This is a genomic window from Billgrantia montanilacus (assembly GCF_003336675.1).
Lineage (GTDB): Bacteria > Pseudomonadota > Gammaproteobacteria > Pseudomonadales > Halomonadaceae > Halomonas > Halomonas montanilacus.
The window spans coordinates 177,844-192,831 of record NZ_QPII01000001.1 but is presented as its reverse complement, the minus strand read 5'-3'; the positions used below and the strand labels follow the sequence as shown (position 1 = coordinate 192,831).

16 protein-coding genes are annotated in these 14,988 nt (G+C 64.3%); 5 read left to right on the top strand and 11 right to left on the bottom strand.

Annotated elements, in window-relative coordinates; genetic code table 11:
- Nucleotides 1–302: 302 nt before the first annotated feature.
- Nucleotides 303–2,351: a choline BCCT transporter BetT gene (gene betT / locus DU505_RS00900; protein WP_114477107.1), complete on the top strand. Its 2,049-nt coding sequence runs from the start codon at nt 303–305 to the stop codon at nt 2,349–2,351.
- Nucleotides 2,352–2,487: 136 nt separating this feature from the next.
- On the top strand, nt 2,488–4,233 hold the full coding sequence (gene dauA / locus DU505_RS00895; protein WP_245947726.1) for a C4-dicarboxylic acid transporter DauA: 1,746 nt from the start codon (nt 2,488–2,490) through the stop codon (nt 4,231–4,233).
- 11 nt (nt 4,234–4,244) lie between these two features.
- Here dauA and DU505_RS00890 read toward each other — a convergent pair whose 3' ends face one another.
- From DU505_RS00890 to DU505_RS00880, 3 genes are all read right to left on the bottom strand, one after another.
- Nucleotides 4,245–4,664, bottom strand: coding sequence for a secondary thiamine-phosphate synthase enzyme YjbQ (locus DU505_RS00890; protein WP_114477106.1), 420 nt, complete (start codon nt 4,662–4,664; stop codon nt 4,245–4,247).
- A 132-nt stretch (nt 4,665–4,796) separates the two neighbouring features.
- Nucleotides 4,797–5,291 carry a cupin domain-containing protein gene (locus DU505_RS00885; RefSeq protein ID WP_220250305.1) on the bottom strand — a complete coding sequence of 165 codons (495 nt, stop codon included), beginning with the start codon at nt 5,289–5,291 and terminating at the stop codon, nt 4,797–4,799.
- A gap of 74 nt (nt 5,292–5,365) precedes the next feature.
- Nucleotides 5,366–6,157: a methyltransferase domain-containing protein gene (locus DU505_RS00880; RefSeq protein ID WP_114477105.1), complete on the bottom strand. Its 792-nt coding sequence runs from the start codon at nt 6,155–6,157 to the stop codon at nt 5,366–5,368.
- A gap of 202 nt (nt 6,158–6,359) precedes the next feature.
- Here DU505_RS00880 and DU505_RS00875 point away from each other — a divergent pair, with 202 nt between their 5' ends.
- Genes DU505_RS00875 through DU505_RS00865 form a run of 3 tightly spaced genes read left to right on the top strand, consistent with a single transcriptional unit; the run spans nt 6,360 to nt 8,578 of the window.
- Complete coding sequence (locus tag DU505_RS00875; protein WP_220250296.1) at nt 6,360–7,067, top strand: RNA polymerase sigma factor; 708 nt, start codon at nt 6,360–6,362, stop codon at nt 7,065–7,067.
- Entirely contained in the window at nt 7,064–7,327 is a 264-nt protein-coding gene (locus tag DU505_RS00870) for an anti-sigma factor family protein (RefSeq protein ID WP_114477104.1), read from the top strand. Before DU505_RS00875 ends, DU505_RS00870 begins: the two co-directional genes overlap by 4 nt.
- Nucleotides 7,328–7,345: 18 nt before the next feature.
- Entirely contained in the window at nt 7,346–8,578 is a 1,233-nt protein-coding gene (locus DU505_RS00865) for a MerC family mercury resistance protein (protein WP_114477103.1), read from the top strand.
- Nucleotides 8,579–8,617: 39 nt separating this feature from the next.
- Here DU505_RS00865 and DU505_RS00860 read toward each other — a convergent pair whose 3' ends face one another.
- The 8 genes from DU505_RS00860 to adhP all read right to left on the bottom strand — a co-directional run bounded on the left by DU505_RS00860 (nt 8,618) and on the right by adhP (nt 14,897).
- On the bottom strand, nt 8,618–9,532 hold the full coding sequence (locus DU505_RS00860) for a dihydroorotate dehydrogenase (protein WP_181872692.1): 915 nt from the start codon (nt 9,530–9,532) through the stop codon (nt 8,618–8,620).
- A gap of 60 nt (nt 9,533–9,592) precedes the next feature.
- Nucleotides 9,593–10,720, bottom strand: a complete 1,128-nt coding sequence (serC, locus tag DU505_RS00855; RefSeq protein WP_114477101.1) for a 3-phosphoserine/phosphohydroxythreonine transaminase — start codon at nt 10,718–10,720, stop codon at nt 9,593–9,595.
- Entirely contained in the window at nt 10,698–11,204 is a 507-nt protein-coding gene (locus DU505_RS00850; protein WP_114477100.1) for a urate hydroxylase PuuD, read from the bottom strand. The genes serC and DU505_RS00850 overlap by 23 nt, the downstream gene beginning before the upstream one ends.
- A 102-nt stretch (nt 11,205–11,306) precedes the next feature.
- Nucleotides 11,307–12,449, bottom strand: coding sequence for a pyrroloquinoline quinone biosynthesis protein PqqE (gene pqqE, locus DU505_RS00845; protein ID WP_114477099.1), 1,143 nt, complete (start codon nt 12,447–12,449; stop codon nt 11,307–11,309).
- Nucleotides 12,418–12,711 carry a pyrroloquinoline quinone biosynthesis peptide chaperone PqqD gene (pqqD, locus tag DU505_RS00840; RefSeq protein ID WP_114477098.1) on the bottom strand — a complete coding sequence of 98 codons (294 nt, stop codon included), beginning with the start codon at nt 12,709–12,711 and terminating at the stop codon, nt 12,418–12,420. Before pqqD ends, pqqE begins: the two co-directional genes overlap by 32 nt.
- An 80-nt stretch (nt 12,712–12,791) precedes the next feature.
- The gene (pqqA, locus tag DU505_RS23050; protein WP_114477445.1) at nt 12,792–12,866 is read right to left on the bottom strand and encodes a pyrroloquinoline quinone precursor peptide PqqA; all 75 of its coding nucleotides are present in this window, start codon (nt 12,864–12,866) and stop codon (nt 12,792–12,794) included.
- A 252-nt stretch (nt 12,867–13,118) separates the two neighbouring features.
- Nucleotides 13,119–13,742, bottom strand: a complete 624-nt coding sequence (locus DU505_RS00830; protein WP_114477097.1) for a methyltransferase — start codon at nt 13,740–13,742, stop codon at nt 13,119–13,121.
- 126 nt (nt 13,743–13,868) lie between these two features.
- A complete protein-coding gene (gene adhP / locus DU505_RS00825; RefSeq protein WP_114477096.1) occupies nt 13,869–14,897 on the bottom strand; it encodes an alcohol dehydrogenase AdhP in 1,029 nt (342 codons plus the stop codon).
- Between the last annotated feature and the right edge of the window lie 91 nt (nt 14,898–14,988).

Here is a 14,988-nt window from a genome sequence, read left to right as displayed (position 1 = left end):
CGTTCTGCAAGCAGAACTCCACGCTTCCGTTAACGTTTACCGGCTCTCAGTAAACGCAGGGTTGAAGCTTGGCCAAGATGTGCGTATTTTATTTGAACGTTCATTCAATAAAAACGCTTCCCGTCATTCAGTCATCGGGGCAGCCCGCTACAGCGAGTCGGAAGGAGTCGTCTCTGGGGCTGATTCGACTGGCCTAGCCCGGACACCCGCCAGGCGTGCTTTCGATTGTGGAGAACAATCCACAGCGCGTCTGGGTGTCGGAAACCGACGGGAAACTATCAACCGACAGGAGTAGGCCCCGCATGGCGCTTGATAATCCGCTTCCCGAACGACGCGACCGACTGAATCCCGTGGTCTTCCACGGCTCCGTCGCCGGCATCCTGGTCTTCCTCGTCTTGACCATGACCTTTACCGAGGAAGCCGGCGCCTTCTTCGATGCCGGCCTGGCCTGGGTCAGCCAGACCTTCGGCTGGTACTACATGCTGGCGGTGCTCGCCTACCTGATCTTCGTGATTGCCATTGGCCTGTCACGCTTCGGCAGCATCCGGCTCGGCCCCGACCATTCGCGACCGGAGTTCTCGCTGCTCTCCTGGTCGGCGATGCTGTTCGCCGCCGGCATCGGTATCGACCTGCTGTTCTTCAGCGTCGCCGAGCCGGTCGCCCACTACCTGGCACCACCAGACATGACGCCGGAGAGCCAGGAAGCGATGCGCGCCGCCGTGGTCCAGACCTTCATGCACTGGGGGCTGTCCGGCTGGGGGCTCTACGTGCTGATGGGCATGGCACTGGCCTATTTCAGCTATCGTCACCGCCTGCCGCTGGCCATTCGCAGCGCGCTCTACCCACTGCTCGGCAAGCGCATCCATGGCCCCATCGGTAATGCCGTGGATATCACCGCGGTGATATCCACCGTGTTCGGTATCGCCACCAGCCTGGGCATCGGCGTGATGCAGCTGAACTACGGGCTGGCCTACATGTTCGACGTGCCCGAAAGCCTCTCGGTGCAGATCATCCTGATCGCACTGGTGGTGGTCCTCGCCACCATCTCGGTGGTCAGCGGCGTGGAGAAGGGCATCCGCCGGCTGTCGGAGTTCAACATGCTGCTGGCGCTTGCGCTGCTGCTGTTCGTGCTGTTCCAGGGCCACACCCTGCAGCTACTCGACATGGCGGTGAACAACGCCGGTGACTACTTCTCCACCTTCATCGCCAAGAGCTTCGATACCTACGCCTTTGCCGGCGACGCCGCCAACGAGTGGAAGATGTGGTGGACGATCTTCTTCTGGGGCTGGTGGATCGCCTGGACGCCCTTCGTCGGCCTCTTCCTGGCGCGAATTTCCCGCGGTCGCACCATTCGCCAGTTCGTCGCCGGGGCGTTGGGCATTCCGCTGGCCTTCATGATGGTGTGGATGTCGGTCTTCGGTAACAGCGGTATCGAACTGGTGGCCATCCAGGGAATCGTCGAGCTAGGCGAACAGGCCCTGAACACCCCGCAGACCACCCTGTACACCCTGCTCGAGTACTACCCCTATATCGGCCTGACCGCCGCCGTGGTCACCGTGCTTGGCATTGTCTTCTTCATTACCTCGGCGGACTCCGGGGCCCTGGTACTGGCCAACTTCACCTCGATCCTCTCCGACGTTAACCACGACGCGCCGATCAAGCTGCGCATCTTCTGGTCGATGATGATCGGCCTGGTGACGGTGGCTCTGCTGATGGCGGGTGGCCTTGCGGCGCTTCAAAGTGCGGTGGTGATCACCGCCCTGCCCTTCTCGCTGGTGATCTTCGCGATCATGGTGGGGATGTACAAGGCGCTCAAGCTCGAGGGCAGCAAGGCCGATGCACGTCGACAGGTGACCGGGACGGCGCCCGGCGGCGACTGGCGCGAGCGCCTGGACAGGGCGCTCGACACCTCCAACCGTGCCGGTGCCGCCGCCACCATCGAGCATGCCATTCGCCCGGCGCTGACCCAGTTCGCCCAGGAGCTGGAGAGCCGCGGCCAGACCGCCAACGTGACCGAGGAGCATCTCGAGGGCGAAGCCCTGCCGTGCCTGACGCTGCAGGTGGACCTGGGCGAGGCAGCCAGCTTCGTCTATCAGGTGTGTCCGCATCGCATGCGCACGCCGAGCTTCCTGCCGGCGGACGACGACTATTACGTGCGCCTTGACGTCTACCTGGCAGAAGGCGGCCTGGAGAAGGATCTCAACGGCTTTACCCGTGGCCAGGTCATCGCCGATGTGCTGTCGGAATACGAGCGCCACCTGCACTTCCTGGCACTCGCCGGCCAGGGCGGTTATGTACAGGCCATGCCGGGTGCGGTGGGTGAACCGCCCGCAGCGGCCAGCCAGGCCTGATCCACTCTGCAGCCCTACTTTCGGCGGCACCTTCGGGTGTCGCCGTTTTGTTTGCGTCATAGACGTTGGCCGGCTTGTGGCAACGCAATATGCAGGAGTAACGTTACCGACACCATGCTCAACGTTCGGTACCGTCATGTCCCGCCACTCGCTCAAGCCTCGCTACCAGCTGCCCATGCCCGGCAGCGCCCTGCTTGCCGCCTGGCGCGAGGGCTATGGGCTCGCCGAGCTGCGTCGTGACCTGATGGCCGGGCTGACCATCGGAATCGTTGCGGTTCCGCTCTCCATGGCACTGGCCATCGCCACCGGCGTACCGCCCCAGCACGGACTCTATACCGCCATCGTTGCCGGTGCCATCATCGCGCTGACCGGCGGCTCACGCTTCAATATTTCCGGCCCCACTGCGGCCTTCGTGGTGATCCTATTTCCCATCGTCGCCAGTCATGGCGTCGGGGGGCTACTGATCGCCACCCTGATGGCGGGGCTGATCCTGGTGGCACTGGGACTCGCACGGCTGGGCAGCCTGATACAGTTCGTGCCCTATCCGGTGGTGCTGGGCTTCACCGCCGGTATCGCCGTGGTGATCGCCCTGCTGCAGCTTCCCGACTTCCTGGGACTCGACCAGGTCCCGCTGGGCGACAGTACGCTGCACAACCTGGCGCTCGTCCTGCACGCATTGCCGACCCTGGCCCCGGCCGAAATCGGCGTGGGGCTGCTCACCCTGGCCACCCTGATCCTCTGGCCACGGCTCAAGGTGCCGGTGCCGGCCCCCCTGGTCGGCCTGGTCGTGGGCACCCTGGCCGCGCAGGCGGTGATACCGCTGGGCATCGAGATCGATACCATCGCTTCGCGCTTCAGCTGGGAATTCCAGGGCCGGACCGGCAGCGGCATTCCGCCCTTTGTGCCGGATCTGGTGCTCCCCTGGCGCCTGCCAGGCCCGGACGGTACGCCACTCGTGGTGAACTTCAGCCTGATCCGCGAACTGCTCGGCCCAGCACTGGCCATCGCCATGCTGGCCGCCATCGAGTCACTGCTCTGTGCCGTGGTGGCCGACGGCCTGACCCGCACCCGCCACGACCCCAATGCCGAGCTGGTGGGCCAGGGCCTCGGCAACATCGTGGTGCCCTTCTTCGGCGGCATCACCGCCACGGCGGCCCTGGCGCGAACCGCCACCAACATTCGCAGCGGCGCCTTCTCGCCGGTGGCCGCCGTGGTCCATTCCGTGGTGGTGCTGCTGGCGGTGGTGGCGCTCGCCGGTGTGCTGGGGCTCGTCCCCATGGCGGCGCTCGCCGCACTGCTGTTCATCATCGCCTGGAACATGAGCGAGGCACGCCATTTCGTTCACACCCTGAAAAGCGCGCCGGGCAGCGATGTGGCGATACTGGTGATCTGCTTCCTGCTCACGGTGGTGTTCGACATGGTGCTGGCGGTGGCGGTGGGGATCGGCCTGGCCGCCGCGCTGTTCATTCGCCGCATGGCCGAGATTACCCACGCCCGCCGACTCGACTCGGGCGATAGCGAGCTGGCCCGCAGCCTGCCACGCCAGGTGGCGCTCTATGACGTCAACGGACCGTTATTCTTCGGCGCCGCCGAGAAGGCCATCTCCTCGCTGCGCATCGTCGACCCGGAGGTGCGAGTGGTGATGCTCGACATGCGCGACGTCCCGAGCCTCGATACCACCGCCATCGTCGCCCTGCAATCGTTGGTCGAGGAGTTGCGCAGCCGCAACGTGGGGCTGATCTTCATCGGCATGCCGGCGCGCATGGTCATGAAGCTGCGCCGCGCCGGCCTCTATCGCGAGGCCGGTCGACTCTCCGCCGTGAACCACCTGGACCACGCCCAGCGTCTGGCGCGGCACTGGCTGTCGGAGCGCGAGCGCTGAGCGCCGTGCCCTTACTCCCCCTGCAGGGTGGCGATCAGCCGACGCGCCCCGCCGTGGTCGCGATGCTCGCCGAGCCAGATGCCCTGCCAGGTCCCCAATGCCAAGCGACCGTCGCGCACCGCCAGGGTGAGCTGGGTACCGAGCAGGCTGGCGCAGACGTGGGCGGGCATGTCGTCCGGACCCTCCAGTGTGTGGCGGAAGTAGGGAAGATCGCCGGGGATGCGCTCGCGCAGGAAGGCATCCAGGTCGTGGCGCACGTCCGGGTCGGCGTTCTCGTTGAGGGTCAGTGACGCCGAGGTGTGCAGCAGCTGCAGGTGCAGCAGCCCAATCGATACCTCGGCCAGCCCGGACACACCCTCGACCACTTCCCCGGTGATCAGATGAAAGCCCCGCGAACGCGGGGCCAGTCGCAGCTCCTGTTGATGCCACATGGTGCGTCCTCTTTACCATCGGATAGTGTCCACCACCATGCTAGCGTGCTGCAGCGCCATGACAAGCGCGCCGCCTGCCAGTGCAGGCGTCACGCGCTTGCTCTCGTCAGTTGCAGGGTTTGTTGCGATGGTTCAGTTGCGAGGGTCATCCGCCGGATCGGTGTACTCGATGCCCCAGGGGCCTTCGCCATGCAGTTGGATGATCGTCTCTCCCTCGGCGTAGCCGAACATGGCATCGCCCGGCGACATGATGGCGTAGCCTCCCACGGGCAACGCCTCGGCGGCCTCGCGGTCGAAGCTCTCTCCATGGGCGAAGTGCAGGGTGCCCGAAAGCACCGTGACCCGCTCGTAGGCCGGGTGCACATGCGGCTTGATCTCGTAGCCATCCGCAAGCCGAAGCCGGAACGTGAACGGGGCCTCCTCCCCGAGATCGCCCTCGATGATGGCGATCTCGGCCCCCTCGCCCATGGAGCCCACCGGCCCCCACGTCAGGTCGTCCGGCGTGCCCAGCACGTGGCCATCGCCATGGTAGGTCTCCGCCTGCAGCGCGCCGGCTGCCAGGCCCAGGAAAAGGGTCGCGGCGGCCAGGATGCCCGCCTTGTTGATCATAACGTTGTGCTTGTTCATGTCACTACTCCTCGGGTGGATCCTTTCTTGTCGGAAAATCACGGCTATTGTCGGTCAGACACTGTCGCCGCAGCTCACCGCTTGATCGCCAGCAGCGAAATGCTCTTGACCCCATAGGTACTGCTAGCCCCCTGGGCCGACTCGGTCAGAAAGCGGTACTCGGGGTGCTCGCGCCAGGCCTCGATGGCAAGGCCGGCCGACTCGATGGCCGCACGATAGGCATCTTGCTGAAGGGCGCCGCCGATGCAGGCCGCCCACAGGGTCGCGTTGCAGGAGACGCTCTCGGGAAGTGGCTTTTCGGTGACGATATCGGCCAGCGCCAGGCGTCCGCCGGGCTTCAGCACCCGCGCCGCCTCGGCGAAGACCCTTGGCTTGTCCGCCGACAGGTTGATCACGCCATTGCTGATGACCGCATCGATACTGTCATCGGGGAAGGACGGCGATTCGATATAGCCGGCGTGGAAGTCGACATTGGTGAAGCCCGCTTCCCGGGCCAGACGGGTTGCCTTCTCCCGCTGGGCCTCGGTCATGTCGAGCCCCTCGACACGGCCTTCGGCGCCTACCGCCAGTGCAGCGATCAGGCTGTCCATGCCGGAGCCGCTGCCCAGGTCCAGCACCGACTCGCCGGGAAGCAGCGCCACCAGATCGAAGAAGTGGCCGACACCGGCAAAGGAGTCGATGGCCGCGGCCGGAATCCGATCGAGCGCCGCCGGGTCATAGCCCAGACGCTCAGCCAACCCACGGCCCATCTCGAAATGAAAGTCATGATCCGGTGTCTGTGCCACCTCGTGGTACATCGCCTTGACTCGCTCCTCCAACTCGGTTCGATTCACCGCAGCGGGTGTTGCTTGTGCGCTGATAGCCATGGTCGCTCTCCTCTTTAGCTGATACGACACGACGTCGAGTCGCCGTGTGCCCCAAGGACGCACCGGCCCCCGTCATTGTTCCCGGGCATGACAGCCGATGCAGAGACAGCTGAAGCGGGAACCTTTACGGCCCGTGCTGCGTCCTTGCCACAAACGCGATTTGCCCGCTGCCCTGGGACGTTCCATGCTCAAGAGGTGCCCAATGACCCGCACCAGCCAGCTCACCCGCAGCTCGACGGCATGGCTTGCTCCGCTTCGGCGGGTCGAACCGGGGGATGTCATGACATTCCGCGACGCCAACCATCGGCGGCAGTGGTTCGAACAGCGCCTGGAGCCCTTGATGGATCGGCTCTACGGAACGGCGCTGCGCCTGACCCGCAACCCCGACGATGCCGAGGATATCGTCGCCGAAGCGGTGGTCAGGGCCTGGACACGGCTCGACAAGCTGCGCGACCCCGAGCGCTTCGACGCCTGGCTGTTCCATATCCTGACAAACACCTTCATCAGCGAGTGGCGCCGACGGCAGAGTCGCCCCCGGGCCGCAGCCGATAGTGACACCGCTTCGCCGGACGACCTCGATGCCGATGGCTTCACCCTGTTCCAGCAGCTACATCAGCCCTTCCTGCTGTGGTGGGGCAGCCTGGAGGATCAGTTCTTCAACAGCCTGCTGCAGGAGGAACTGCAGGAGGCGTTGGATGCGCTTCCCGACCCGTACCGGGTCGCGATTGTGCTGGTTGAGGTGCAGGGTTATACGTATGAAGAGGTGTCCGGCCTGCTCGGTATCCCGCTGGGGACCGTCCGCTCACGGCTGAACCGGGCACGCTCGCTGCTGCAGAAACGGCTCTGGCAACAGGCCAAGGAAGTCGGCATGGCAGCAGGCCATACCGACAAGGGAGGGCAGAAGCCATGAGCCCGAGAGACTTGAGCTGCGAGGAGGTCATCGAGCGGCTCTTCGACTATCTCGACCGGGAGCTGGACCACCAGCAGACGGCCGATATCGAGCGGCACCTGTCCCGCTGTCGCGACTGCTTCACGCGGGCCGAATTCGAAAAACGACTACGGGCCAGAGTGGCGGCATCCGGCACGGTCAAGGCACCGCCGCGGCTATATCACCGCATCGGCAGCCTGCTGGACAAGTTCGACGAAGACGAGCCGGACAGGTCCCACTGAGCCCGAAGGAGGTCCCTCATGGTGGCCCTACTGGGTTATTCACGACAGCAGATCGTCTCGGCGGTCCAGGACATGTATACCGCCGTGGCCGACGCGCCCGCCTCGCCCTTTCACTTTCCTGTCGGCGGCAAGGCCAGCGAACAGCTCGGCTACCCGGCGGCGTACACGGCCGAGCTGCCACCAGCGTTGTTGGGCTCCTTTGCCGGGGTCGGCTACCCCTTTCGGGCCGACGCCATCCGACCCGGCGACACGGTGCTCGACATCGGCGCCGGTGCCGGCAACGACTCGCTGATTGCCAGTCGCATCGTCGGCCCCGCCGGTCGGGTGATCGCCCTTGACCTCACCGCCGCCATGACCCGCAAGCTCAAGCAGTCCGCCGAACGCTGCGACGCCGGCAATCTCGACGTGGTGCAGGCCTCGGCGGAACAGCTGCCGCTGCCCGATGCCAGCATTGACGCCATCACCAGCAACGGCGCCCTCAACCTGGTGCCGGACAAGCGGCGTGCCGTCGCCGAGATGTTTCGCGTCCTGCGTTCAAACGGTCGCCTGCAGCTTGCCGACGTGGTCATTCATCGTCCGGTCTCGGTGGACTGTCACGACGATCCGCGGCTCTGGGTCGAATGCGTGGTGGGCGCCACGATAAGGGAGGACCTGATCGCGCTGTTCGAAGACGCCGGGTTCGAGGAGGTGGCGACGGTGGGCAGCCATGACTATTTCGCTCTAAGCCCCAGCGCCCAGACCCGGGAGGTTGCGGAGAGCTTCGGCGCCCACTCCATCGAACTCGGCATGCACCGCGGCGAGCGGGCGCCCTCCCTGCCTCGCCAATGGTCGAGACGACTCGATCCGCGGCGCTGGCTGCTGCGACTTCGCCGGCGCGGCCTGCTGGGCCTGTCGGCACTGGGACTCGCCCTGCTGAGTTGCTATGGCACCATGGCGCTGGTCGGCCTGCTGCCACTGCTGGGCATCGGCCTGGCGCTGCATGAGGGCGCCTGGGCCGGCACCATCGCCGGCTTCGTGCTGGTCACCCTGGTGGCGCTGGCCGGCGGCTACCGGTACCACCGCGCCAGCGGCCCGGTACTGTTGGCCGCAGCGGGCAGTGCGGCCGTTCTCTACGCCCTGTTCATCGATTACCGGGCATGGGTGGAACTGCTCGGCTTCGTGGTGCTGGGCGGCGCGGCACTCTGGGACCTGCACCGGCGACGGCGGGAGGAGGCCAGGGTGCTGGGGCTCGACCGGCCCGCTGCCGGATGAACCGAGCCGGCTGAGGGCTGGCCAAGGGCAGGCCAGCCTTCAGCCGGCCTGCAACGATGCCTTATGGATAGCCAGGGCGACCCGTGGCCCCTCGTAGACCAGGGCATTATGCAACTGCACCAGAGCGGCGCCGGCTCGCAGGCGTCCGGCGACATGCTGCGCCGAGCCGATCCCCCCTACCGCAATGATCGGCAGCCGTCCCGTCAGCATGGCGGCAAGCCGCTCGATCCGATCGCAGGCCTGGCGCTGGCGTTGCGGCGTCTGCCACTCGGCATAGCGTTGCGGCGTGGCCGGCGGGCCGACATCGAGGGCAGCGATCAGGGCATCGAAGCGCAGTGCCGCCAGTTGGGTCACGGTCTCGGGCAGCGCCACGCTCTCGAGCGGCAGCTTGATCTTCACCGCCAGCGGCACGTAGCGTCCAGACACCGCGGTCAAGGCCCGCTGCTCGCGCTTCAGGGCCACCAGGAGCGCGTCCAGTGTCTCCCGACGGCCCGGATGCAGCAGTTCCGCCGCTTGGGGGCTGCTCAGGTTGATGGCGACATAGTCGGCCTGGCCCCATACCGCCCGCAGACCGACGAGATAGTCATGCTGGGCCTGGGATGGCTCCGTCTCGGGGCTCATCCCGATGTTGATCCCCAGGAGGGTGTCGGTGGCGCCGCGCACCGGCCTACTGGCCACATAGGCGGCCGCGTCCCGCGGGGTGAGCGTGCCGATTTCGATGGCGCCGAACCCCAGGGCGCCCACCTGCCGCCCCAGCTCTCCCCGTCTATCGAACCCGGCGGCAATGCCGAGCGGGTTCGGAAAGGTCAGCCCCATGACCCGCACCGAGGTTGTGGCGGGCGGTCGCGACAGCCCCGCCAGGAGACGGGCACTCAGCCTGGCCCGGGCGAAGGCGAGCTTGCGGCCAAGAGGCGGCTGGTGATGCATCAAGGCGGTCATGAGGTAGCGGGACATGGGAGCAAACCCTGGCGTGAAGAAAAGCATCCAGGGCCGGCCAGCGGCCCGGCACCGGGATCAGGCGTGGCGCAAGGCGAACGCCTGCATGAAGGCGATCAGGGCGTCGACGCCCGCTTCGGGCATGGCATTGTAGAGGCTGGCCCGCACTCCGCCGGTGGCCGGGTGGCCCTGAAGGTTCAGCAGCCCCTGGGCGCTGGCTGACTGCAGGAACTTTCCCGTCAGTGCATCATCGGCTAGATGAAAGCAGGCATTCATGGGCGACCGGTCCATCGCACGTGGATGACAGGCGTAAAAGCCGCTGCCGTCGATGGCGTCGTAGAGCCTGGCGCTCTTGCGCCGATTGCGCTCGGCCATGGCGCTCAATCCGCCCTGGCGCTTCAGCCAGCGGAACACCAGGCCGGCAATGTAGATCGCATGGGTCAGCGGGGTATTGACGCGCCCGTTGCTTTCCGCCTGAACCCGATAATTGAAGACGGAGGGCGTCTCCGGCCGCGCCCGTCGCAGCAGGTCGTCACGGATAATGATGATGGTCAGCCCGGCGGGACCGATGTTCTTCTGTGCCCCGGCATAGATGACCCCGAAGCGCTCAACGGCCAGGGGACGGGAGAGGAAATCGGACGTCATGTCGGCGACCAGTGGCACCATGCCGGTATTCGGCAGCCAGTGATAGGCCAGGCCATCGGCCGTCTCGTTACTGGTGATATGGCAGTAACCCGCCTCGGGGTCCAGTCGCCAGTCGGTCTGGGCGGGAATCCGGCGATAGCCGTGCGCCTCCCCGCTGGCCGCGACGTTGATGCGCACGTAGCGGCCACCCTCGGCGATCGCCTTACGCGACCAGTGTCCGGTGTCGAGGTAATCCGCCTTGGCCCCCGCGGGCAGCAGGTTCATGGGCAGCAGTGCGAACTGCGCCGAGGCACCGCCCTGCAGGAACAGGATGCGATAGTCGGCGGGCACACCGAGTAGCTCGCGCAGGTCCTGCTGCGCCTGCTGTTGGATAGCCTGGAATGCCTCACCGGCGAAGGGCATCTCCATGACCGACATCCCGCTTCTCTGCCCGTCCAGCAGCTCTTCCCGGACCTGCAGCAGGACTTCGTGAGGCATCATGCCGGGGCCTGCGGCGAAGTTGTAGACGGCGTCGGGCGAAGTGACGTCGTAGCCGGGCTCAGATGAAGAGATGCAGCGCATGTCCGCTGGCCGTCATGAAGAAGAGCAGTGGAATCGACAGGATCGTATTGGTGCGAGACGAGAGGAAGGTGATACGCGAGCAGCGCACCCGTTCCTCTAATGGGGCCGGCACGAAGCCCAGCACCTTCTTCTGGTGGGGCCAGAGCACCAGCCACAGGTTGAGCAGCATCAGGGTGCCGATCCAGGCACCCACGCCGATCACCGCATGGGGTCCTTCGAGCAGCAGGGCATCAGGCAGCCAGCCCCGATACCACAGCATCCCCATGCCGGAGACCCAGACCACGATGGAGGCATAGCGAAAGGTGCCATGCTCGCGCTGCATCCGAGCCTCCAGCGCGGCTGTGCGCTCCGCTTCGCTCGTCTCGCCGTTGAACGGGGTGAAGGTGGGATGCTTCACGACATTGGCGTAGTTGTGGCCGATCCAGATGATCGCGAAGAGGAGATGCGCCCAGCGGAACACGAAGTCGAGCAGTGCAAGGGTCATGGTGATTGATCTCCTAGACCAGTGTCCGGACGATCAAGTACAGCACCGCAGTCAACGACATGCCGGCGGCCAGGGTGCCGCCGAGTGAATCGTGTGGCAGTTTCATGTCGCTTCCCTCCCCAGCCGATAGCCGCCCTGACGAGCGATCAACGAGCCAGCCTTCCCGTCTGAGATCGCCGACTCCCCAATAGCCTGCTGGATAATATGGTGATGCGGGGATTTGCTGCAGGCAGGGTCGGCATTGGCGGCGTCCCCCGTCAACAGCAGGGCCTGGCAGCGGCAGCCGCCGAAATCCGTCTCCCGTTCATCGCAGCTGCGGCAGGGTTCCTTCATCCACCCATCGCCGCGAAATTTCTGGAAGGTCGGGGACTCCCGCCACAGCCATTCCAGGCTATGCTCCCTGATGTTGGGGAACGCCAGGGTGTCGATGGTGCGGGCTTGGGAACAGGGCAGAGCCGAACCATCCGGGGCGATGGTCAGGTGGATGGAACCCCAGCCGTTCATGCACGCCTTGGGACGTCCTTCGTAATAGTCGGGAATCACGAAGAAGATGGTCATGGCGTCACCCAGGCGCTGACGGGCCTTGTTCACTTCCGCTTCCGCCCACTCCAGCTCTTCACGGGTGGGCAGCAACTGGTCTCGATTCAGTAACGCCCAGTTGTAGTACTGCACGTTGGCCAGTTCCAGGTATTCCATACCCAGTTCACTAGCCAGATCGATGATCTCCGGCACCTGGACAATATTGTGCCGGCTGATGGGAACATTCAGCACCATGGGAAAACCGTGGGCCTTGATCTCCTTGGCGATTGCAAGCTTCCTGTCGAAACTCTCCACCCCCGCCAGCCTATTTGCCGTATCACGGTCACTGGATTGGAAGCCCAGTTGGATATGCTTTAGCCCCGCCTCCTTGAGTGCCGCCAGCCGCTTTGAGGTAAGCCCGATTCCGGACGTGATCAGGTTGGTGTAATACCCCAGGTCATTGGCTTCAGCGACCAGCTCCTCGAGATCCTTGCGCAGCGTGGGCTCACCACCGGAAAAGCCAATTTGCATGGCTCCCATCTTGCGGGCGTCGCGTATCACCCCCTTCCACTCCTCGGTGCTCAATTCGTTGTCGCGATAACGATCGAAGTCCATCGGATTGCTGCAGAAGACGCACTTTAGCGGGCATTGGTAGGTGAGCTCGAGCAGCACCCAGATGGGCTTGCCATCCCCATCAAGACGTAACGCGGATCCAGCCTTTGACACGGGACACCTCCAGGAACTTGATGACACTTTCGGCGATGGCAACACGATTGGCATCGTAGCGTTCAGTCAGCTTGTCGATGAGTTCGTCAACGGTAGACTCGCCATCACATAGCTTCAGGATTTCGCCACCCGTATCATTCAGCTTGACGATCCCTTCGGGGTAGAGGAGCACATGGGCGCCCTGGGACTCTTCCCAACGAAAGAGAAAAGTAGGACTGAGGACATAGGCGTCACTCAAGTGAACCTGATGATTCGTTGTCATGCCCCACTCCTCATTATTGTTTTCAACAATTCAAGGGCGTAAGCCGGGAATGAACATATGAGTCATTCCCGGCAACTTACTTACCGCACATAGACATAGGCCGTGACTTCAAAACCCAGTCGAAGGTCACAGAAAGCTGGATCAACCCATTGCATAAAAACCTCCCGATCACGTTAAGATTTATTGTTGCAACGGTGACGTTGCCTCTCCGAGGCTATAGATGCAAAAGAAATGCATGAATAGGACCTTGGAAGGAAAAACAACCCTCCTTGGTCGTAGCTTTTCAGCTATTGATACAATCAACAGATCGATGCGTACGCTGGATTGACCGGGATCAAAACCAACATGATAGCCAGGCGGCTCCAGGCCACATGGCGGTCTCCCCCCAGGTTTCCCGAATTCAGGTTTCAAACTGTCTGACAATCATTTCGCTCGAAGCGTGCAAGCTGAGTCGGCTGACCCAGGTCCGAATGCCACTCGCCGATCCCGGAAATCCGGACCCGGTAACGATTGCGATGCGCGACACCCCATGCCCAGTCACGAAAGCGGTCACGCGTCCATTCGAAACGGTGGTCGGGATCGCGAAACTCGCCACGAGCCAGCCCGAACAGCGGATTGTAGTCGTGGTTGGGTGTGGTCAGCACCAGCAGTCCAGGCCGCAGCACCCCGAAAACGCATCGCTCCACCTGAGACAGGGTCTCCGGCGGCACGTGCTCGATGGTTTCCACCATCGCGGCGGCATCGAAGCCGACCAGTGATGCATGGGATTCGGCGTAGGAGCCGCATACCAGCCTCAGCCGGCCCTGCTCCGCCTCGGGCCAGTCACCCAGTCGCAGCTGCGCCTGAGCCAACAGCTCGCCAGACTGCTCCAGCCCCACCAGCGTCTCGAACTGGGGTTCGTGCAGCAGGTACTGAAGCAGCGTGCCGGTGCCGCACCCCAGATCCAGCACCCGGCGCGCACCGCTGGCGCGCAATTGGCCGGCGACGTGCTGCAAGCGTTGCTGATGCAGGTCCAGATCCTCAAGGTCCATGTCGACGCTCCTTCCTTCGAAGCGAGAAGCATGAAGCATAGCGCCGTATCGTTGTAGTGAAGGTAAAAAAAAGCGCGGCAATAGCCGCGCCTGAAATCGCCGCTACGGGCGACGAGAGAGCAACTCTCAGCTTGCCATGTCCAGCACCACGCGCCCCTCGATCTTGCCATCGATCATGCGCTGGAAGACGTCGTTGATGTTCTCCAGACGGTCGGTGCTCACCGTGGCCTTGACCTTGCCTTCTCCGGCGAAATCCAGCGACTCCTGAAGATCCTGGCGGGTGCCGACGATGGAGCCACGGATGGTGATGCCGTTGAGCACGGTGTCGAAGATCGGCAGCGGAAAATCGCCGGGCGGCAGGCCATTGAGAACCAGGGTGCCTCCCCGACGCAACATGCGCTGTGCCTGATCGAAGGCCTTGGGCGACACCGCCGTCACCAGGGCTCCGTGAGCACCACCGATTTCCTGCTTGAGGTAGGCGGCGGGGTCGGTCTTGAGCGCGTTGACCGTAACAGTCGCCCCCAGGCGTTCCGCCAGGGCCAGCTTGCCATCGTCGATATCCACGGCGGCCACGTTGAGCCCCATCGCCTTGGCGTACTGGACCGCCATGTGGCCCAGGCCACCGATGCCGGAGATCACCACCCACTGCCCCGGACGGGTATCGGTCATCTTCAGGCCCTTGTAGACCGTGACTCCCGCACACAGCACGGGGGCGATCTCGAGGAAATCGATATTATCCGGCAATAAACCGACGAAGCCGGCGTCCGCCAGGGTGTAGTCGGCAAACCCGCCGTTGACCGAGTATCCCGTATTCTGCTGGGATTCACACAGTGTCTCCCAGCCACCCAGGCAGTGTTCACAGTAGCCGCAGGCAGAATAGAGCCAGGGCACGCCGACCCGGTCACCTTCCTTGACATGCTTGACCCCCTGGCCAACTGCCACGATATGGCCCACGCCCTCATGCCCCGGAATGAAGGGCGGGCTGGGCTTGACCGGCCAGTCGCCGTGAGCGGCATGCAGGTCGGTATGGCATACCCCCGAAGCGGCCACCTTGACCAGTATTTCGCCGGCCTGCGGCCGCGGTACGTCGACCTCCTCGATGGCCAGCGGCTCGCCGAACTTGCGTACAACGGCGGCTTTCATCGTCTTGTCCATGTCTCTCTCCGGGCTTGGCGGGCGGCATGATGCCACACGCGGTTCGTTCGGAATCGCCAGGGACGGAGCGGTTGTCCACTCTCGGGATAAT